The following is a 19902-nucleotide window of genomic DNA, read 5'->3' on the forward strand; positions in this document are numbered from 1 at the left end:
ATGCGTGCGAACTACGTTGGACGGCGGTTGTTACACGGTGCATCGAGCACCTTCACTACGTCATCGATGATCGCCTTACTCATTTCCTGCAAATAATACGACGCCCAGGCATGCCGGTCGGTCTCGCGAACCATGGCGGCGTCAGAAGCAAGCAGTTTGGCGACATGGAGCAGGTTGGAAGCGTGGGAAAGGGCTTCAATCACCGGGACACCGGAGTTTATGCGGAACAGTGCTTCGTTGGCGTGATAGGAGAACGGGGTGAGGCCGATGGTTTTCAGGTCTTGAGGGATGGTCATTGGGCACCTCCGGTTTTTGGGCAGGGGTGGTTGATGACCGGTGCAGCAGTGGCGCAAATTTTGGACGGACTGGTGGCAAGCATTAGCAAAACTCCTACATATAAGTGAGAGCTGCCACGTTCGTTCTCAGGCGAATGGGTGACAGCTGTGCGCAGGCTGAGAACCGGAAATGTAGGAAACCGGCAGACCCGAAGATCTCCCACGCACAGCCGCCATAACACGGAAATGCAGGCACAAAAAAACGCCGACAATCGTGATTTGGTGGCGCTTGTGCGCCTACATATTACCCGGGTTCTCAGGCCCGGTCGCTGAATTGACAGCGACGGCTTGAAGGTAGCTTGAGGTGGGAGGATGCGCAATCGTGGCGAGGTGGTGGCGCGGGATGAACGGTTTAGTGTTTTTTATGGCTGAGCAATAATTATTGGCCGGGCATAATTTTGATAATTTGGACGACCTGCCAATAGCGTTGTCGATTTGCTCGAGGAGCATCAGCAATGGATGTAGAACTGAATCAGTTTCAGAAGGATTTGCTGGAATCTGTGCGTGAGATGAAAACGAGACAAGTCCTTCCTGCCGCTGAGAAAGAAGACTTAAACGGTGAGAAACGGTTCGAATGCGCAGAGACACGTCGCCAGAACGCGTCGAAAAAGCTGAGAAATAGCGACACGTAACCTAGCGGACTACATGAAACGGAGATGAGCCCCACAGTCGGTGTCGACTGTTAACGTCCCTGCATCGATCGCAATTATTCGATCCTACCCGTTGCGAGCTCGGAAGCACGCGAATCGATCACGTCTAATCCAACTGCAGCTTCATCCTCTTTTACGCCCGGTTTTTTGATGCAATCGGCGAGTATTGAAAGCTCCATTTCCCCCGCGATTTTGCTAGCGACTTCCCCGTCATGCGTGACATGGAAAGGGCTGTCGAAGTATTGAATTGTCATGAGCGTTTTCCTATATCTAATGATTGCGAAAAAATGGAGGTTGGCCGATTCAACATTTCTGATGCAAACAGTTTTAGCGTGAATCGCCGCAGCAATCATTACACCAAGTAACTAATGAAGTACCCGCCCCCACCTTTATCCCCCTGACCCAACCCCCTACATTCATCTCCAACGCCTCCCCATCATCCCGACGGGGCAGGTCACTGGAGATTTTCCTCATGCCTTTCGTAAGCGTACGCATCACCCGCGATGGCGTTACCTCGGAGCAGAAAGCTCAGGTGATCGCTGAAATCACTGAAACCCTGCAGCGCGTCCTCAAAAAGGACCCGCACCTGACCCACATCGTGATCGAAGAAGTCGACACCGATAACTGGGGTTACGCCGGCATCACCACCACCCAGTACCGCAAGCAACTGGCCGAGGCGGAGGGCAAATCGTGACCGGGTCCGTCTCTATCGATTTCATCTCCGACGTGGTGTGCCCGTGGTGTGCGTTGGGTGCAACGGCGCTGGAGCAGGCAATTGAAAACGTGGCTGGTGAAATCTCGGTCGAGCTGACTTACAAGCCCTTTGAGTTGAACCCGGACATGCCGGCAGTCGGCGAAAAAGCCGTCGAGCACTTGATGCGCAAATATGGACGTACCGCCGAAGACGTCGCCGCCGGGAAGGCGATGCAGATCGCTCGCGGCGGGGCCCTCGGTTTCACGTTCGATCTGGAAAAACGCAGCCACTTCTACAACACCTTTGATGCGCACCGGTTGCTGACGTGGGCATTGAGGGAAGGGCGCCAAGTTGCGCTGAAGAAAGCCTTGTTGCGCGCTTACTTCACCGACGGCCAGAACCCGAGTGATCGCGAAACATTGGTTCGACTGGCGACGGAAGTGGGGCTGGATGGCGCGGCTGCCCGTGAGGTGCTCGCGTCCGGAGCGTTCGGCACAGAAGTGCGTGACCTTGAAGAGTTTTACCGCGAGCGCGGTATTAACTCGGTCCCGGCCATGGTGCTGAACGGCCGTCACCTGGTGTCCGGCTCGCAGTCGATCGAGTACTACGAACAAATGTTGCGACAAATGGCGCAGGCGCCTGTTGAAGCCTGATTCATCACTTTTTCAAACCATCATTTATTAGTTGAGGTTCATCATGAGCACTTCGAAAAAAGTCATCGTTATTACTGGCGCCTCCCAAGGTCTCGGCGCAGGCATGGTTAAAGCTTTCCGTGAACTGGATTACAAAGTGGTCGCCACTTCGCGTTCGATCAAGCCTTCCACTGATCCGGATATCCACACCGTGGCGGGTGACATTGGTGATCCAGTGGTTGCACAGCAAGTGATTCGTGAGGCGATTGAGCGTTTTGGCCGGGTCGACACTTTGGTTAACAACGCCGGGATTTTTGTTGCCAAGCCGTTTACTGCGTACACCCCGGAAGACTATGCCGCTGTGTTGTCGGTGAACTTGAACGGGTTCTTCTACATCACCCAACTGGCAATTACCGAGATGGAAAAGCAGGGCAGCGGTCACGTCGTCAACATTACCACTAGCCTGGTGGACCATGCGATTGATGGTGTGCCGTCGGTACTGGCTTCGTTGACCAAGGGTGGGTTGAATGCAGCGACTAAGTCGTTGGCCATCGAGTACGCCAAGCGTGGGATTCGGGTGAATGCGGTTTCCCCGGGCATCATCAAGACGCCGATGCACAGTGAAGAAACTCACGCAGCCCTGGGCGCACTGCACCCGGTCGGGCACATGGGTGAAGTCCACGATATTACCCAGGCGATTGTTTATCTCGACACTGCGAATTTTGTTACGGGCGAAATTCTGCATGTGGATGGTGGGCAGAGTGCGGGGCACTGAGGTCTGATTTTACAAACCCCGAAAACAACAAAGCCCTCGAGCTTTTCGAGGGCTTTTGTTTTTTCGTTAGTTTTTATTCTAGGCGCCATTGCGGCTGACGTTTCCAATCTACTGGAAACCCCATGAGGCTCAAATTTGTCGATCCCTGTTGGTCAATGATTTCCGCGAGGCGAAGCTTCCACTGGCTGTCTGGACTGATCAAGTCAGTCAGATAGGCCAAGATCGTTAACACAATATAAAGCCGCTGCCTTGGCGGAGGCCGGTCAGCCACCGCGTTTGGTATGGTCCACTCTTTGGGTAACGACGGTCGAATTGAGAGTTCTCGGTTCCATAGTCGTGAATGGTGGGCGCAGCAATTTCGTATAAACGTCACGGTGTGGAGCCAAGAAGCCAAAACATCGAATGGCAGACAGAATCTGGCCGCGATAGCCTTTTTATCAGCACTTCTACCGATAGCATTGAAGAGCGTTGATACCGTCCCAAGGCTGAGCTCTTCCAAAATTGCCCAAGCGGGAGGTAATTCAGGGTGGGCGTAGGTCGCACCGTAGTATCGAAAATAGTTATCGCGCATGCGGTTTTCGATTCTCTGTTGCTGCAGCTCGCCTCCTTGCCGACCTCTTTCGATGCGATCGATCTCACGCCTTAATTTCATTCGCTCCTTGCTCAGTTGCTCTCGCAAGGGGCGAAGTAACTCGGAGTGCGAATATGACGAGGAGAAGAGCGACGCATCAGCTATCCAGTCAGGCCCGTATTTTGGGCACATGTGGTTGCTGATCGTTGCACGTACGGCGACTTCGATTCGTTCGATGGCATCCATGGTTATGCGCCGTAGTGAGCCATCGAATCGGTAGATGTCGACTACAGCCTTCAAGGTGCTTCCGGGCTTGAAGGTGTGGTCAGGCCCTTGCTCTTGGAAGGGACGCATGTAGGGACTCAAGCGAAACAGTGTGACCACTTCGAGGAAACGCATGGCCCGGTCGTCGTTGGCGACTTGCAGGCCTCGTTGCTTTAGCAGGTCCAATTGCTGTTCTACGCTGAGGGCCGGTTTGTCAAAAGGCCTCATGTAGCTTTTCTCCAAGCAAAAAAAACCCGCACGATTTGAGCTTGCTGACTGGGTCAACCTAGGCTTGGCGGGTGTGTTGGGGTGCATTATAGGTAGGCGCAAAAATCCGTCAACGTTGCGCTAACGTGAAATTGTAACGGGCAGGCGCGAGATCAATGTTTGGCTCTGCGCCGGAGATTGGACGATATAGGTCTTATCGCACCGACGTGGCTGCTTCAGCGGGAAGTTTCCAAACTCCAAAAACAACAAAGCCCTCGTATTTCTACGAGGGCTTCGTTTTGTATGGTGCCGGCACCAGGAGTCGAACCCGGGACCTACTGATTACAAGTCAGTTGCTCTACCAACTGAGCTATACCGGCGTGTTAGGGCGACGATTATAGCGATTGGGTTGGTTCTGTAAACCCCTGAATTCAGACTATTTTTACTCGACCCTCAGGTTACCCGCGAACCAGTGCTTTCTTGAGTTTCTGAATCGCTTTCCAGGCCCTGCTATTTTGCATCGCGCGCAGCTGTGCTTCGGCCTGTTCAGCCCGTTGCAGGGCGGCGGCGAGTTGTTGTTCGGTGTGGCTGACTGGGTAGCTGAGGGCGTGGCCCTGGCACAGTTGGAAGTTGTCGAGGTTGCACGGTGGGATGTAGAAGGCGGGTTTGAGGTTCAGTTGTTCGTTGGCCAGGAACCAGGTGTTGATGCCGTCGAACAGGATGGCTTCGTAGCCGGCGTCGGTGACGAGGTGTTCCCAAGTGTGGTCGCGGGCCCATGGGGTTTCGATGAGGATGATCCAGGGGCGCCAGGTGGCGAGGTCCATGCCGCGCAGGACGGTTTCTTCGTGGCCTTCGACGTCGATTTTCAGGAAGTGGATGGGGCGGTTCTGGGCGTGTTGTTCGCAGATGGAGGTGAGGGTGCGGGCTTTGACGGTTTGGCGGTGGACGTCCATGCCGAGGGCTGTGCGTTCCTGGCCGGTGGCCGGATCGACGGTGGAGAGGCCGGTGCCGGGGATGCCGTAGAGGATGAGGTCGTCGGTGCTGTCGCTGGCCACGCATTGCAGGTTGATGTCGTTGGGGCGTTGTTGGCAGAGGGCGTCGTAATAGGTTTGCATCGGCTCGACGTTGATGCCGGTCCAGCCTCGCTCATGAAAAGCCTTGGTGACGGAATCGTGGGTGGGGTCGTTCGCCCCGACATCAATATAGAAGCCATTTTCGAACTGTTTGAGGGCGCGCCACAGGCGGATGTCTTCGAAATTCTGTGCGTAAGAAATGAAGGTCACTGTGGCGTCCTGTCAGTCGGATTGTCTGCCTGTATAACAAGGGCGATTGCCGGGTGCAATTTTCCGACGAAGACGTCCGGGATTCGGCGGTTATGTCCTTTTGCTTGAATGCTTATGCACAACGGGACGTTCACTTGGCTCGATCAACGCCGCTTTTGTGGACTTGTTCTCATTTGTTCGCAAATCCCTGTTTTTAGGGTTTTTTATTCATGTGTACGAAAAATGAACAGTTGTGTTTCAGTCGTGAAACGGCGCATTTATTGGATCCACGGAAATTCCATCAACAGAGTTATCCACAGGCAGCGACTGTTTAAGGACGTTCCGCCAAGAGCAGGAAATTGCGCGGTGTGAGCGGGGTTTCGCAGAAGGTACCGAGACGAACGGTGTACCCCTGTTCGGTGAGGAAAAGTGCTCGATCAAGTACCAGCCACAACTCCAGCGGTCGTCGGAAAAGTCCCCGCAGCAGCTCCAGATTGCGTACTTCGGCCAGTCGCTGCCAACCGGCAGCCTCGAGAGCCGGCCAATCCTGCGGGCCGATTGTGGATAACTCCTTCAGTGCGGCCAAATGATGGCAGTAGTTGGCGAAGGATTTGTCCAGCCAGACGCTGGGTAGGGAGGGCGTTGGCAAGTATTCGTCGACGCCACGCAATTGCCGTTGCAGCAGGTCGAAGGCCAGGCGCCGGGCCATGGACGTGTCGCGCTGACGTCGGACCCGAGCACCGGCGGTGACGGTTTCACTCATGGGTAGTGCAAGATTTTCGAGGGACAGCTGTAGGCTGGATCGCGAGCCTGTGCAGGAAAGCGCCTCATAGGTGGACAGATTGATCCGGTTATAACAGCAGGGCGCGACAGCCAGTTGTTTGCAGCCGACGGCGCTGGCGAGCCGGATCAATCGCACATGCAGGTCACCACAGGCATGCAGCGCTACCGGGGTGTGATCGCTCTTCAATAAAGAAGCTGCGCCCGCCGCGAGTACATCTTGCTCAACGTGCAGTGCATGCAACTGATGACGTTGGCTGAGTGCTTGTCCGTTCAAAACCAAAGAAGGGTCGTATTCCAGGCAGGTTAGTTGTTGCCCGGTTTGCAGCAGGCGTCGACCCAAGTGGCCCTTGCCCGAACACCAATCCAGCCAATGCTTCGGTGGCGCTGCGAACGACAAGCGACTGGCAAACGCCTCGATCTGCTGCCACTTGCGTCCCGGGACATCGACATTCAATCGATGCCCGGCCGCTTCCAGCGCATGCCCCGGCAACTCGCCAACCGAACTCAGCTCAAGCGACAACGCCGCCAATGAAGCAAACGGCTCCGGCGCATCCAGCAAGCAAGGTTGGTTATGACTGTTTTCCGCCTCTTCCAGCGACCGTCCACGTAGCCACGAAGACAACGATGGGTAGGACGTTTCCCAGGGAAGCTGCAGATAAGTAAACGGCCGTGGTTTCCACAGTGCTTGATGCTCGATCAGAAAAGCATCCAGCACGGCGAAACGGGCGAGTAGGGCCTCGCCCGTCAGCACGTAGGAAGAATCAACGCCCTTGGCAGGCATCGACGCGCAGCCAGCGCTCCAGCAGCTTGAAGCCGCGAACCAGCACGTAAGCCATCAACAGATAGAACATGCCTGCCGCGAAGAAGATCTCCACCGGCAGATAGGTGCGGGCAATGATGGTACGAGCCATGCCGGTCAGTTCCAGCAACGTCACGGTGCTGGCCAGGGCGCTGGCCTTGAGCATCAGGATCACTTCGTTGCTGTAGGCCGGCAGGCCGATGCGCGCGGCACGGGGCAGGATGATGTAGAACAGCGCCTTAGGCTTGGACATGCCCAGCGCCCGCGCCGCTTCGATCTCGCCCGGTGGAATCGCCTGGATCGCGCCACGCAGGATCTCGGCGATATACGCCGCCGTGTGCAAGGTCATGGTCGCCGTGGCACACCAGAACGGATCGCGCAGGTACGGCCACATCGAGCTGTTACGCACCGCATCGAACTGCGCCAGGCCGTAATAGACGAGGAACAGCTGAACCAGCAACGGCGTGCCACGGAAAAAGAAGATGTACGCGTAGGGCAATGACCGCACGTACCAGCGTCGCGACGAGCGCGCGATGCCCAGCGGAATCGCCAGCAGCAACCCGGCGATCACGGCGATGGCCACCAGTTCCAGGGTTAGCGTCGCGCCTTGGGCCAGTTTCGGCAGCCACTTGATAATGACTTCCCAGTTCATTGGGTGCTCCTCGCGAAGCCGCGAGCGGCGCGTCGTTCCAGAAAGTACATGCCGGTCATGGCCAGAATGGTCAGGCCCAGGTACATGAACGCCGCCACCATAAAGAAGGTGAACGGCTGCTTGGACACGGTCACGCCGATTTGCGCGTGACGCATGATTTCTTCCAGGCCGATCACCGATACCAGCGCGGTGTCTTTCATCAGGATCATGAACAGGTTGCCCAGGCCCGGCAGGGCGATGCGCCACATCTGCGGCATGATCAGTCGGGTGAAGATGCGAAACTTCGACAGGCCCAGGGCCACGCCGGCTTCACGGTGACCTTTAGGGATCGCCAGAATCGCGCCGCGAAACACTTCCGTGGCATAGGCGCCGAAGCACAGGCCTAGCGCGATCACGCCAGCGGCGAAGGCATTGAGTTCCAGGTCGGGATTGCCGAAAAACTCGCCCAGGGCACGCATCAGGTTGACGGTGCCGAAGTAGATCAACAGCACCCAGAGCAATTCCGGGATGCCGCGAACCAGCGTCGAATAAGTGCCGCCCAGCCATTGCAACGGCTTGTGCGCAGAAGTCTTGGCCAAGGCGCCGAGCAAACCGAGCACCAGCCCCAGGCACAGGGCCGAGAGTGCCAGTTTCACAGTCATCAGCGCGCCAGCGGCGAGCGCCGGGCCGAATCCGTAGAGGTCGATAATCATGGATTTCTTTTCAATCGCGGCAGGCAATGCCAAAGACTGGCGCCGTCAGCGAACGGCGCCGGTCAGGCAGGTCAGAATCAATAGATGCTGAACGGGAAGTACTTGTCGTTGATCTTTTTGTAGGTGCCGTCTTCAACGATTTCTTTCAGGGCGAGGTTCAGCTTCGCGCGCAGAGTGTCGCCTTTTCGTACAGCGATACCGATTTTGTCGCTTTCTTCAACCGGGTCGCCTTTGAATTCGTAAGGACGGCCAGCGTCGCTTTTCAGCCACTCGTAGTTGACGTATTTGTCCGCGAGGATGCCGTCCAGACGACCGGAAGTCAGGTCGAGGTAGGCGTTTTCCTGGGTGTCGTAGAGTTTGACTTCAACGCCTTCCATGTTGTCTTCCATCCAGGTGCCGGCGAGGGTCGCACGTTGTGCGCCGATCACTTTGCCTTGCAGGGAAGCCTTGTCGGTTTTGAAGTCGACGTCTTTCTTGGCGATGAATTGCAGTTTGTTGGAGTAGTACGGGTCGGTGAAGTCCACCGCTTGCTTGCGCTCGTCGGTGATCGACATCGAGGAGATCAGGAAGTCGAACTTCTTGGCGTTCAGCGCCGGAATGATGCCGTCCCAGTCGGACGTGACCACGGTGCAATCGACCTTCATCTTGGCGCACAGGGCGTCGCCGATTTCTTTGTCGAAGCCGACGACATTGCCACTGGCATCTTTATTGTTGAACGGCGGGTAGGCCGCTTCGATGCCCATCTTCAAGGTTTCGGCCATGGCACCGGCGCTGAACGCCAAGGTGACGGCGGCCGCCAGGAAGATTCTTTTGTAGTTCTGCATGCGGGTAGCTCCGTTAGCGGTTGCTGGACATGAATTGTTTGCAGCGTGCCGAAAGCGGGTTGTCGAACACCTGCTGTGGCGATCCTTGTTCTTCTACCAGGCCTTGGTGGAGGAACACCACTTCGCTGGACACCTGACGGGCAAAGCCCATTTCGTGGGTGACGAGCAACATGGTGCGGCCTTCTTCGGCCAAGGCACGGATGACATTAAGTACTTCCTGGACCATTTCCGGGTCAAGGGCGGAAGTGGGCTCGTCGAACAGGATCACCTTGGGTTGCATCGCCAGCGTGCGGGCAATCGCCGCTCGTTGTTGTTGGCCGCCGGACAATTGCGCCGGGTAGGCGTGGCGCTTGTCGGCGATGCCGACCTTGGCCAGCAAGGCTTCGGCGACTTCGATGGCTTCAGCTTTGCTCTGACCGAGCACACGGCGCGGGGCTTCGATGATGTTGTCGAGCACGCTCATGTGCGGCCACAGATTAAAGTTTTGAAACACAAAACCAATCTCGCTGCGCAGGCGATTGATCTGTTTGCCGTCGGCGGCAACCAGTTCGCCGTTCTTCGCGGCTTTGAGCTTGAGTTCTTCGCCGGCCACCAGGATCTGGCCCTGGTGCGGGTTTTCCAGCAGGTTGATGCAACGCAGGAACGTGGACTTGCCGGAACCGGAGGAACCCAGGATCGAGATCACGTCGCCGTCGCGGGCGGTCAGCGAGATGCCTTTGAGCACCTCAAGCTGTCCGTAGCGTTTGTGCAAGTTGCGGATTTCAAGCGCGGGCGTGGCCTCAGCCATGTGCGTTCCTCATAGTGTTTCGCTCCTGCTGTTGGTGGCCTTCCTGGCGAGGCGGCCAAGCTAGCATAGCGTTCGAATGGCAGCCAACAGCGCTACGGGCGGTAAACGGATGGCATGTGACAGGTTGTCGCATCGCTGCAGCAGACTGTCGCGCTGCTATCAACCGAACAGCCGTTTGAACCCCTGTTAAATACAAGGCGGCCGCGGGAGTCGCGTAAAAAAAGGCGCGATGTTGCCAGCTTTGGCGGGGTGTTGGAAGCGCTAACCGGCCAAACGTTCCTGATCTGCACTTTTATTGTGCATCCAACAATTTTTCAGTGTGTTTCTGGTGCGCTGATTCGTTCTTAATGTGGGTCGCTGGGTAACGCTCTGGCGAATTGCCATTAATCTCAATGACTTGCGATAAACGTCCGGTCAGGCGGAGAGGCGCGGTTCTGGGGAGTCTGTAACATTTTGGCGCAATTATTGCGTGCAGAATAAGGAACGCCCCGTTGGATTCTTTTTACGAGAAAGAAAAACCAGACGCGGTGGACTGAATCGCTTTCTTTGCAAAGGTAGTTTCAATGAGCAGTACCCAAAGCTCTAATGGCCTCGAACAGGGGCTCAAACCGCGTCATGTGACCATGTTGTCGATCGCCGGGGTTATCGGCGCCGGGCTGTTCGTCGGCTCGGGTCATGCCATTGCCGCTGCCGGCCCAGCCGTGCTGCTGGCCTATGCCGCTGCCGGCGCACTCGTTGTATTAGTGATGCGCATGCTCGGCGAAATGGCCGTCGCCTCGCCGGACACCGGCTCCTTCTCGACATACGCCGATCGCGCGATCGGTCACTGGGCCGGCTTCACCATCGGCTGGTTGTACTGGTGGTTCTGGGTGTTGGTGATTCCGCTGGAGGCCAACGCCGCCGCGACCATCCTGCATGCCTGGTTCCCGAATGTGGCGATCTGGGCGTTCACCCTGGTCATCACGTTGCTGCTGACCGTGACCAACCTGTTCAGCGTGAAGAACTACGGTGAGTTCGAATTCTGGTTCGCCTTGGTCAAAGTCATCGCGATCATTGGCTTCATTGGACTCGGCATTCTGGCGATTTTCGGCTTCCTGCCTAACAGCCAGGTCAGCGGCGTTTCGCACCTGTTCGACACCCAAGGTTTCCTGCCAAACGGCATGGGCGCGGTGTTGGGCGCAATTCTGACCACGATGTTCTCCTTCATGGGTACCGAGATCGTGACCATCGCGGCCGCGGAATCGAAAAACCCTGGCCAGCAAATCTCCAAGGCCACCAACTCGGTGATCTGGCGGATCGGCTTGTTCTACCTCGTGTCGATCTTCATCGTTGTGGCCCTGGTGCCATGGAATGATCCGGTCCTGGCCGCTGTGGGTTCGTACCAGACTGTGCTTGAACGCATGGGCATCCCGAACGCCAAGCTGATCGTCGACATCGTGGTTCTGGTTGCTGTGACCAGTTGCCTGAACTCGGCGCTGTACACCGCTTCGCGCATGATGTTCTCTCTGGGCAAACGCGGTGATGCGCCGGCCGTTTCCCAACGCACCAACAAAAGCGGCACGCCGTACTGGGCCGTGATCCTGTCGACTGGCGCAGCGTTCGTCGCAGTATTCGCCAACTACGTGGCCCCGGCCGCCGTGTTCGAATTCCTGCTGGCCACTTCCGGCGCCATCGCGCTGCTGGTGTACCTGGTGATCGCCATCTCGCAACTGCGTATGCGCAAACAGCGCATGGCACGCGGCGAAAAAATCGCCTTCAGCATGTGGCTGTTCCCGGGCCTGACCTACGCGGTGATCATCTTCATCGTCGCGGCCCTGACCATCATGCTGTTCCAGGAAGCTCACCGCGTGGAAATCCTCGCGACCGGTTTCCTGAGCTTGATGGTAGTGGCGGTCGGGCTGTTCGTGGCTCGTCGTCGCAAGCAGCAAAAAGTTGGCGCGGCGGTGTTGAACTGATCTGCATCGCGTAATGCAAAACGGCCGCTGTCAGTGATGACAAGCGGCCGTTTTTGTTTCCACTCAAAGGCTGGTTACTCAGCTTTTTCTTCCTGCGCATCAAGCGACTCGCGATAGCTGTCGAGCGCGGTGCCGAAGTCGGTGATGAACTGCGGATCGGTCAGCCAGGCCTGGGCGGTGTCGCGGTCCATGCCGTCGGCCCACATGCGGTAGTCGATCAGCATGTCGGCGGCCAGGTGGGTGGCGGCCATGGCTTCGTTGTCGGCGTTTTCCATGTCCAGCAGTTCTGGATGGTCGCTGATGATGCCGGCGAGGTCCGTCAGCAAGGCCAGCAGCATGTCATTGCGGCCGATGGCTTCGGCGTCGCGCATCTTGCTGAACATCGCCAGGGTGTATTCCGGGATCGGCTCGCCGATGTCGCCCAGGTCATCGTCCAGATCGGCGGGTTTGCGGCCGTGGATGTTGATTTGCTTGGCTTTGATCTTGGCGCGTTTGGCGCGTTTTTGTTGCTTGTTCAGGGAGGCCATTACATTCAGTTCGCTTTCGGTTGTGTTTGGGCCGCGATGGCGTCGGACGCCGCCACGTAGTCAGCCTGGAAGGCCGGTGATTCGATCCATGCCAGTGCGGCGGCTTCGTCCGCTTCGGTGGACCACTGGCGATACTCGATCAATGCAGCGAGGATGAAATCCATCGCGCCTTCTTCGCCTTCCTGTTCGTAAACCAGTGCCAGCAGCGGGTCTTCGAGGAAAGCCGTGCACATCGCTTGCTGACTGATTTTTTCGGCGTCGATCATGGTCTTGAACAGTTCGGTCAGGTCCACCGATTCGAAGTCGATGCGATCATCGTTCGGGTCCAGCTCAACCGGCGCAGCCGCGCGTTGGGTGCGGTTCTGCTTGGCCTTGGCTTTGGCGCGGGTGGCGCGTTTTTGCTGCTTGTTGGCGGAGGCCATGGGCGTCGTTCCGTATTTCGTTAAGAGGGCAGGTCACTCAGTTGCGTGGTACTCGCCGCCCGGGTGTATCGGGGGCCAGTTCGCCGTTTTGCAGCCAGGACAATGCAATGGGCCATAGTGTGGCTTGGTATGAGCTACGAAAAAAGGCGAAATGTCCGACTTCTTCTTCGTCGATGTCTTTCGGCTCGATTCGCAGATGAGTGGACGTGCCCCCCGTGAAGTAGCCCAGCAGGCGTTCGATGGCCGGGACCGTGCCGTAAGGATCGTCGCTGATGCTGATGGCGAGGGTTTTCGCCGTGACGTTGGCGAACGGCAGCCGGCCGTGTTGCGCGTGGATCACGCGGCCGCTGGGGCGCTTCTCGTAGCGGTCGGTAGGCATGCTCCAGTCACGAACAACGCCGGCGGGCGTGTCTTCCAGCCAGCCGAGGCGTTTGCCGGGGAAGTAACCGCACGCCATCGTTAGCAATGGCATCACCACGTGCCACTTGCCGAACATCCGCCAGCGGTGGGCCGGCGCATAGTCGCGCCAGTAAGCGAACTGCGCACCGACGGTCACCAAGTGCCGGATCAGGTGCCCAGAGGCTCCCAGGCCCGCCGCACAGCCGCCAAAGCTGTGGCCGACCACATCGATCGGCTGGCCGGGGAATTCACGCTGTGCGCGCTTGAGCATCGCCTCGAAATCCAGCGCGCCCCAGTCGGACCACGTGGCGTTCAGTCCTTTCAGTGATGCTGGTCGGGATTCGCCGATGCCGCGGTAGTCGTAGGTGATGACGTCGAAGTTATTGGCGAACAGGTAGTCGGCGAAGCGTGAGTAGTGGCGACAGCGGACGGAGGTGGCAGCGTTGATGATCACGACCGGGCGGTTCGCGTCCGGGTGGGCGTGCCGCCAGGTGAAACCACCGAGGATGAAGTCGTCTGCGGCGGGTTCTTTGAAGGGCGCGCCGGGAATGGACGGCGCCAGCTCCGTAGGTGCCAGTGAAGGCATTTCCTGCAAACTCATCGACTTCGAACCTTTGCGGGTGGCTGCCAACGATAGTCCTCGCGCAGCGTGTGAACAATCCATCAGCGGTATTGTGTTTGCTGGTTGAGCAACCGTTCTTCAAGTGCCGCCCGCTCTCGATCCAGCTCCGCTCGCAATTCCTTGTCCCGACTCATCAGCAGTCAAAACTGTTTGGCGCGCCTGGCGAATCAACTCGCCGAGGTCGCCAAGCAGTGACGCGATATGTGGGTCTTGATTGTTATCGACCTGGAGTCCGCTCATGAAGGCTTCCGCAGTTGGCTTATCGTGCGCAAAAGAATGCCAGCGACGCACCGGCCGGCGATGCCGGGCGCGGCTGACAGATTGGAAGGAAATTCCGGATTCGTTTCGCGGGATCAAGCCGACGCCACCGGAGGCATTCGGAATACAACGTGTAGTCCTATTCGCCGCAGCCTTGGATTCGAATCAATCTAAAACTTGAACATCTCGGCAGAAATCTAAAAAGAGTAACGATTGGGTTCTTCCGAACCCGGGAGTCGCCATCATGAAACATGTCCTTTCATTCATGTTGCCCATCGCTGCTGTCGGTGTGTTGCTGTTTCCCGTCGTGGCCCATGCCACGCCTCCGGGACCCGTCGACACGGCCGGTGTGCAGATTCAACCCGAACAGCAAAACGGGATTAATTACCTGTCAGGCGGCATAGGTCTGGATGAGTCACGATTCATTCAGCAAAACCATGGCTACAACCTGCGGATGAGTTTCTCTGTCGGCCCGGCGAATGAATATATTCCCGACGTGGATGTGGTCGTTCAGAACGCGCAGGGCCACGCGGTGTTGACGCTGAATCAGGCCGGTCCTCTGGTGTATGTGCAACTGCCGGCCGGTAAATACACGGTGATCACCACGCGCAACGGCCAGGAACGCCGTAATACGGTAGACGTAGGAAACGGTCCTGCCCGTGATCTGAATCTGCATTGGAGCGGCGACCAGTACGTTGCCTCATAAACTCAGCTCATAACTCAAGAGCCCGCGCACACAAAAAAACCGCAGTCAGCGGTTTTTTTGTAAATCCAGCGAGGTGTTTATTTCCGGCGGGAACGCTTTTCAGGCATTGCGCCAATCTTGCGAACCAGCCAGATAGTGCCCAGTCCCATCGCGGTCAGTACCAAGACCCAAAAGGTATGCCCGATGATCGTGAACCAGTAGAGGCGCGGCTTCTGTGCAAGGCTGTAAACCTCGTAAGACTTGCCGCGACTCATATTGCTGATCCGCCCATCGATCAAACCCTCAATGACCATGTAGCCAAGCAGGCTCGCCGCAACGATCACCATGACACTGACGAAGATCAGCAGCCATTCGGTGCGATGTGTCGGTGGTGGGTGGGGCAGGGGAATGCGGGTTTTCTTCTGGCTCATGGCGTTGGTTACCCTTTTCCGTAAGGGGGGGCAAAAGTGCCGTGGATTGGAAGGTCAAACCGTCGCAGATTAAATCACAGGCATAAAAAAACCCTGAATCTTGCGATTCAGGGTTTTCGGTATTTGGTGCCCAGAGACGGAATCGAACCGCCGACACGGGGATTTTCAATCCCCTGCTCTACCGACTGAGCTATCTGGGCAACGGGGCGCATTAAACTGGTTTTTCAGGGGGTCGTCAAGAAAGTTTTCAAAAAAATTTTAATTATTACCGTCGCTTACGTTCCGACCCCCACAACAACGGGATTATTCAGCCGGAGGAACGTAGCCTTCAGCCTGGGCGTATTCCTCGCCGGAAAAGAACTTGTCCATCTCGCCCTGAAGATATTTGCGATCTTCGGCGTTCATCATGTTCAGGCGTTTTTCGTTGATCAGCAGGGTCTGGTGTTTCTGCCAGTCGGCCCAGGCCTTGGCGGAGACGTGGTCAAAAATGTCTTGGCCTTTTGCGCCAGGAAACGGGGCGCGCTCCAGGGCGGGCAATTCTTCTTTGTACTTGCGGCACATGATGGTGCGGGTCATGACGACTCTCCTGCGTTCAATACGGCGGCCGCGCGTTCGAGCAAGGTTTTGACCGGGGCGGCAAGGCCCAGGCGCGGCGGGGTGGCGAGGTTATACCAGAGCCAGTCGGCCTCGGCCACGTGGTGGCCGGCCTCCTGGACCTGAACCAGCCAGGGTTCGATGGACAACTGGAAGTGGCTGAAGGTGTGCACCAGGCTCGGCAGCGCCTGTTGGCTGCCCAGCTCCAGCGAGTGCTGCGTGGCCAGGTGTTGCAGGTCGTCGAGGTCGTCGAGTTCCGGCAAGCTCCACAAACCGCCCCACAGGCCCGTGGAAGGGCGACGGTAAAGCAGAATCGCGCCTTCGCCATTGGCGAGCATCGGCATCAGCGTGCGCTTCTGCGGTACGGCTTTGCGCGGCTTGGGGATTGGGTAGCGGGTTTCCAGACCGAGCATGTGCGCTTCGCAGCCCTTTTCCAGCGGGCAGAGCAGGCAACTCGGTTTGCTGCGGGTGCAGAGCGTGGCGCCCAGATCCATCATCGCCTGGGTGTAGGCGTTGACTCGGTCATGGGGCGTAAAGCGCTCAGCGTTCGCCCAGAGCTGTTTGGCGACCTTCGGCTCGCCCGGATAACCCTCTTGCGCGGTAAAGCGCGCCAGCACCCGTTTGACGTTGCCGTCGAGGATCGGCGCGCGCAGGCCCATGCTCAGGCTGGCGATGGCGCCGGCCGTGGACAAACCGATACCTGGCAGCTCAACCAGTTTTTCCACATCCCGGGGAAACTCGCCGCCATGTTCAGCGACGACGATCTTCGCGGTCTTCTGCAGATTGCGCGCGCGGGTGTAGTAACCCAGGCCCGTCCACAGGTGCAGTACTTCGTCTTCCGGCGCGGCGGCCAGGGCTTCGACCGTCGGCAGCGAGGCCATGAAGCGGTCGAAGTAATTCAGCACAGTGCTGACCTGGGTCTGCTGCAACATGATTTCCGAGACCCAGACCCGATATGGGGTGATGCCCTGTTGCCAAGGCAAATCGTGGCGGCCGTGGCGGTCGTACCAATCCAGCACCGCCGATGAAAACTGCTCGGCTCTCATCGCTTGAACAGCCCCTTCAGCGCGTTTTTCAATTCCGGGCTGACTTTGTCACCGAGCTTCTCGTCGATTTTATCGCTGAGCTTCTCGCCAGCCAGTTTGGCCGCGACCTGGCCCATGCGTTCGTTGTCCACGCGGCAGGCTTTGGCGCCCAGTTCCAGCGGGCCACGGCAGCGCAGCGGCCACTCGATGCCGACGAACTTCTCGCCGACCTGGCAGGCCGGATCGGGCATGGCACTGGTGTCACCTTCGACGATGATGCCTACGCGATAGTCCATGCCCAGCACCCGCAGATCGACATCACCGTCACCGTTGACGGTCATGCCCGGGATGCGCACTTTCATGTCCGGGTTGCTGGCCACGCCATTGCGGAACGTCAGGTTGCCCTTGAGCTCCTGGAACGGTGTGTCCTTGCCCCGGGGTTCGCCGCTGAGGGTTTTGCGATTCAGGGTGGCGATGCCTTTGCACAGTTGTTGCTCAAGGTTGGCGTTGAGCAGCACGCCGTTGTTGATGACAAAACTGGCGTTGCCGTTAAGGGTCTCGATCAGCGCACTCTGGCTGTTACCGCTGCCGGTCAGTGCACTGTTGAGCGTGACCAGGCCTTTGACCGGTGGATTCTTGCCTTGGCTTTCGAGGATTTTTTCCACCGGCACCTTGGTGATGCGGGTTTGCATGCTCAGCGCTGGCACTTGCTGACGCACATCCAGTGTGCCCTTGGCTTCGAAGTTGCCGTTGTACAAGTCGCCGCGCAGGTTCTCCAGGGTCAGCAGGCCGCCCTGGCCGTTAGCCTTGAGCGCTGCGTTCTGGATCGGCAGTTTGTCGAGGGTCAGTTGGCCGAAGGTCAGGTCGGCATCCACGTCGAGTTTGGCTAGGCGCTCCACCGGCAACAGGCGTTCGGTGCTCCACGCACCTTTGGTCGGCGATGCCGGCAGCGGCGTGCTGCCCGCACCCGCCATGGCGTCGGCCTCGGTGCTGGCCACTTCGGCCTGACGCACTTGCGTGGCGCTGTTGGCTTCAGCGGATTTTGGCGGCAGGTAACGGTCGACGTTGAATGTGTCAGCCTTGAGGACGGCCCGCAGGGATTGTTTGGCGAAGTCCTCGACGGCGATCCGGCCACTGAACGAACTGTCATCGACTTTCAGGTTGATGTTGTCGAGCGACAGACTGGTGGGCGTGCCGACAAGACGACTGACCAGCTCGACTTTGCTCAGGCTGCCCTCGGCCATGGCCGGGAGTTTCTGGCCGATGCTGTCGATGAATTTCGCCAGGTCAAACTGGGCAATCGACAGCCCGCCATTGATCTGCGGCGTCTTGTCGAGGTCGTTGACTTTCAGTTCACCCAAGGCGCGCAACTGGTTGGCGGAGATCTTGATCCCGGTCCATTCGGCGACGTTGGCGGCTTTATCCAGCAGCAACTGGCCCTGGGCGGCGAACGTCATGGTCTTGCCTTGCAGCGGATCGCCGGTCACTTCGCCCGACAGTTTCATGTCTTCGAACTGGTAACGCTGCAGGGCGCGGGCAATGCGTAACTCGCCGTTCAACTCGGTACGCACGCGAAGCGCGGGTTGGTTGGCAGACAGGAATGCGGTGAGCTTGAGCGGAATATTGGTCGAATCGTGAATCGCACCGGTGCTCATCTGGATGCTTTCGGCGGTGTAGCTCTTGCCGGTTTTTTCATCGTTGTATTCAACCCGCGCGTTGTTCACGGTCAGGCTGTCGATGTCCAGGCGGATCGGTTGCGGCGGTTTTTCCGCGACGACGGGGGCTTCTGGTGCCGGTTCGCCGGCGGGAACGGCAGGCGGGGTCGCGCCAGTATTGGCGGGTGCCGGGACCTTGCCGATGTCTTCCCAGTTGCCGTGGCCATCCTTGTCGCGGTTCAGGCGCAGGTTCAGGCCTTCGACGCGTACGTCGCTCATCTGCACTTCACGGCGCAGCAGCGGCAGCACGCGCACCGACAGGCCGAGCATCTGCAAGTCCGCGAACGGTTCGGTGGGTTTGACCAGGGTCGCGACACTGGCTTCGTGCAATTCCAGGCCCAGCCACGGGAACAGGCTCCAGCCGATATCGCCATTGAGCGTCAGCTCGATGTGGGCCTTGTCGCGGGCAATCTGGCGAATCTCGTCTTTATAGTCGTTGGGATCGAAGAGGTGGGTCAGGGCAAAGCCCAGCGCCACAATGATCAGCAACAGCCCGAGAAGTACCAGACCCAGGATTTTGCCGAACGCTTTCATGGGCGAGTCCTTGTAGTTAGTCGAATTCAAAATTTAGCCGGGGAGTATAGCGCTCCAAAACTGACGATCGGTCAGTTCATATGGGCAGCACGTCCAGCGGCACGTTCAGCTTGGCCGCCAGTGCCTGGGCCTCCAGGTGCCCGGCAGGCGCCAGCAAACGCAATGTCGCGCCCGATTGCGACGCCATTTGCCGCGCTTCGTTCACCAGACGCTCCGCCACCCCACGGCGACGGGTAATTTTTCTCACGCAAATTTGAGACAAGTGCCAGACCTCCTGTTGACGTTGCAGACGCCCCGCACCCAGCAACCGATCATTGAAGCGCCCGGCAATCAGTGAGCCATCCCGCAGGCAGCCTTCGATCAGTTGCACCTCACCGGCAAACGGCGCAAACAGCCAGTCCGGGGCGTCGCGGTAGATCTTTTGCAGATCCTGCTGGTCCTGGTAAGTGACTTCGTTCAGCGGCTCGACAATGATCGGCATGGCGGTTCCTGTAAGAAATTTTTACAGATATCACCCCGTAGGAGCTGCCGCAGGCGGCGATCTTTTGATCTTGTTTTTAAAGATCAGGATCAAAAGATCGCAGCCTGCGGCAGCTCCTACAGAGAAAAGAGATCAGACGACATACAAAAGGTGATGTCAGTTTGGTTTTTCTGTCACGAGCAAATGGTAACCTCTGCGGGTTCGTCCGTCCTTCTGCGACTTAACGTCGCGCCTAAATGGAGCTTCACTTAAAAAAGGTCATGCCTGCGTGCATATAAGGCCGGAGGTGAGGAGTGGCTGGCGAACCATACTAATAATTGGGGGATA

23 protein-coding genes and 2 tRNA genes are annotated in these 19902 nt (G+C 57.8%); 6 read left to right on the forward strand and 19 right to left on the reverse strand.

Going from position 1 to position 19902, the window contains the following annotated elements:
- Positions 1-11: 11 nt before the first annotated feature.
- Positions 12-296: a DUF3077 domain-containing protein gene (locus tag HB680_RS31295; RefSeq protein WP_123598117.1), complete on the reverse strand. Its 285-nt coding sequence runs from the start codon at positions 294-296 to the stop codon at positions 12-14.
- Positions 297-790: 494 nt separating this feature from the next.
- On the opposite strand from HB680_RS31295, the gene HB680_RS31300 reads away from it, so the two are divergent.
- Positions 791-967, forward strand: coding sequence for a hypothetical protein (locus tag HB680_RS31300; protein ID WP_213942145.1), 177 nt, complete (start codon positions 791-793; stop codon positions 965-967).
- 74 nt (positions 968-1041) lie between these two features.
- Here the strand turns inward: HB680_RS31300 and HB680_RS31305 are convergent, their stop codons facing one another.
- Positions 1042-1239: a hypothetical protein gene (locus HB680_RS31305; RefSeq protein WP_213942146.1), complete on the reverse strand. Its 198-nt coding sequence runs from the start codon at positions 1237-1239 to the stop codon at positions 1042-1044.
- Between the two features lie 218 nt (positions 1240-1457).
- Here HB680_RS31305 and HB680_RS31310 point away from each other — a divergent pair, with 218 nt between their 5' ends.
- The 3 genes from HB680_RS31310 to HB680_RS31320 are packed head-to-tail and all read left to right on the forward strand — an operon-like array spanning position 1458 to position 3086.
- Positions 1458-1679 carry a 4-oxalocrotonate tautomerase family protein gene (locus tag HB680_RS31310; protein ID WP_123511287.1) on the forward strand — a complete coding sequence of 74 codons (222 nt, stop codon included), beginning with the start codon at positions 1458-1460 and terminating at the stop codon, positions 1677-1679.
- Positions 1676-2332, forward strand: coding sequence for a DsbA family protein (locus HB680_RS31315; protein WP_213942147.1), 657 nt, complete (start codon positions 1676-1678; stop codon positions 2330-2332). The genes HB680_RS31310 and HB680_RS31315 overlap by 4 nt, the downstream gene beginning before the upstream one ends.
- A gap of 43 nt (positions 2333-2375) precedes the next feature.
- Positions 2376-3086, forward strand: a complete 711-nt coding sequence (locus HB680_RS31320; RefSeq protein ID WP_213942148.1) for an SDR family oxidoreductase — start codon at positions 2376-2378, stop codon at positions 3084-3086.
- A gap of 73 nt (positions 3087-3159) precedes the next feature.
- Here the strand turns inward: HB680_RS31320 and HB680_RS31325 are convergent, their stop codons facing one another.
- The 8 genes from HB680_RS31325 to HB680_RS31360 all read right to left on the reverse strand — a co-directional run bounded on the left by HB680_RS31325 (position 3160) and on the right by HB680_RS31360 (position 9927).
- A complete protein-coding gene (locus HB680_RS31325) occupies positions 3160-4149 on the reverse strand; it encodes an Abi family protein (protein WP_213942149.1) in 990 nt (329 codons plus the stop codon).
- Positions 4150-4432: 283 nt separating this feature from the next.
- A tRNA-Thr gene (locus HB680_RS31330) sits at positions 4433-4508 on the reverse strand.
- A 78-nt stretch (positions 4509-4586) separates the two neighbouring features.
- Complete coding sequence (locus HB680_RS31335; RefSeq protein ID WP_213942150.1) at positions 4587-5411, reverse strand: FkbM family methyltransferase; 825 nt, start codon at positions 5409-5411, stop codon at positions 4587-4589.
- A gap of 310 nt (positions 5412-5721) precedes the next feature.
- Positions 5722-6954 carry a methyltransferase gene (locus HB680_RS31340; RefSeq protein ID WP_213942151.1) on the reverse strand — a complete coding sequence of 411 codons (1233 nt, stop codon included), beginning with the start codon at positions 6952-6954 and terminating at the stop codon, positions 5722-5724.
- A complete protein-coding gene (locus tag HB680_RS31345; protein ID WP_054054362.1) occupies positions 6935-7624 on the reverse strand; it encodes an ABC transporter permease in 690 nt (229 codons plus the stop codon). The genes HB680_RS31340 and HB680_RS31345 overlap by 20 nt, the downstream gene beginning before the upstream one ends.
- The gene (locus HB680_RS31350) at positions 7621-8316 is read right to left on the reverse strand and encodes an ABC transporter permease (RefSeq protein WP_213942152.1); all 696 of its coding nucleotides are present in this window, start codon (positions 8314-8316) and stop codon (positions 7621-7623) included. Before HB680_RS31350 ends, HB680_RS31345 begins: the two co-directional genes overlap by 4 nt.
- Before the next feature lie 77 nt (positions 8317-8393).
- Entirely contained in the window at positions 8394-9140 is a 747-nt protein-coding gene (locus HB680_RS31355; protein ID WP_213942153.1) for an ABC transporter substrate-binding protein, read from the reverse strand.
- A 13-nt stretch (positions 9141-9153) separates the two neighbouring features.
- A complete protein-coding gene (locus HB680_RS31360; protein WP_027922189.1) occupies positions 9154-9927 on the reverse strand; it encodes an ABC transporter ATP-binding protein in 774 nt (257 codons plus the stop codon).
- Positions 9928-10490: 563 nt separating this feature from the next.
- Here HB680_RS31360 and gabP point away from each other — a divergent pair.
- Positions 10491-11882 carry a GABA permease gene (gene gabP / locus HB680_RS31365; RefSeq protein ID WP_213942154.1) on the forward strand — a complete coding sequence of 464 codons (1392 nt, stop codon included), beginning with the start codon at positions 10491-10493 and terminating at the stop codon, positions 11880-11882.
- A 74-nt stretch (positions 11883-11956) separates the two neighbouring features.
- Here gabP and HB680_RS31370 read toward each other — a convergent pair whose 3' ends face one another.
- The 3 genes from HB680_RS31370 to HB680_RS31380 are packed head-to-tail and all read right to left on the reverse strand — an operon-like array spanning position 11957 to position 13831.
- Positions 11957-12409, reverse strand: coding sequence for a hypothetical protein (locus HB680_RS31370; RefSeq protein WP_213942155.1), 453 nt, complete (start codon positions 12407-12409; stop codon positions 11957-11959).
- 5 nt (positions 12410-12414) lie between these two features.
- A complete protein-coding gene (locus tag HB680_RS31375; protein ID WP_213942156.1) occupies positions 12415-12831 on the reverse strand; it encodes a hypothetical protein in 417 nt (138 codons plus the stop codon).
- A gap of 37 nt (positions 12832-12868) precedes the next feature.
- Positions 12869-13831, reverse strand: a complete 963-nt coding sequence (locus HB680_RS31380) for an alpha/beta fold hydrolase (protein WP_213942157.1) — start codon at positions 13829-13831, stop codon at positions 12869-12871.
- 523 nt (positions 13832-14354) lie between these two features.
- On the opposite strand from HB680_RS31380, the gene HB680_RS31385 reads away from it, so the two are divergent.
- A complete protein-coding gene (locus tag HB680_RS31385) occupies positions 14355-14816 on the forward strand; it encodes a carboxypeptidase regulatory-like domain-containing protein (RefSeq protein WP_213942158.1) in 462 nt (153 codons plus the stop codon).
- 77 nt (positions 14817-14893) lie between these two features.
- Here the strand turns inward: HB680_RS31385 and HB680_RS31390 are convergent, their stop codons facing one another.
- The 6 genes from HB680_RS31390 to HB680_RS31415 all read right to left on the reverse strand — a co-directional run bounded on the left by HB680_RS31390 (position 14894) and on the right by HB680_RS31415 (position 19575).
- The gene (locus tag HB680_RS31390) at positions 14894-15226 is read right to left on the reverse strand and encodes a hypothetical protein (RefSeq protein WP_213942159.1); all 333 of its coding nucleotides are present in this window, start codon (positions 15224-15226) and stop codon (positions 14894-14896) included.
- Positions 15227-15350: 124 nt separating this feature from the next.
- Positions 15351-15426: transfer RNA gene (locus HB680_RS31395), tRNA-Phe, on the reverse strand.
- 103 nt (positions 15427-15529) lie between these two features.
- Entirely contained in the window at positions 15530-15802 is a 273-nt protein-coding gene (locus tag HB680_RS31400) for an oxidative damage protection protein (RefSeq protein ID WP_054054381.1), read from the reverse strand.
- On the reverse strand, positions 15799-16866 hold the full coding sequence (mutY, locus tag HB680_RS31405; protein WP_123511222.1) for an A/G-specific adenine glycosylase: 1068 nt from the start codon (positions 16864-16866) through the stop codon (positions 15799-15801). The genes HB680_RS31400 and mutY overlap by 4 nt, the downstream gene beginning before the upstream one ends.
- Positions 16863-19094: an AsmA family protein gene (locus tag HB680_RS31410; RefSeq protein WP_213942160.1), complete on the reverse strand. Its 2232-nt coding sequence runs from the start codon at positions 19092-19094 to the stop codon at positions 16863-16865. The genes mutY and HB680_RS31410 overlap by 4 nt, the downstream gene beginning before the upstream one ends.
- Before the next feature lie 76 nt (positions 19095-19170).
- Positions 19171-19575: an acetyl-CoA sensor PanZ family protein gene (locus HB680_RS31415; RefSeq protein ID WP_213942161.1), complete on the reverse strand. Its 405-nt coding sequence runs from the start codon at positions 19573-19575 to the stop codon at positions 19171-19173.
- Positions 19576-19902: the final 327 nt, after the last annotated feature.

Origin of the sequence: Pseudomonas sp. dw_612, assembly GCF_018449725.1 — a bacterium.
GTDB lineage: Bacteria > Pseudomonadota > Gammaproteobacteria > Pseudomonadales > Pseudomonadaceae > Aquipseudomonas.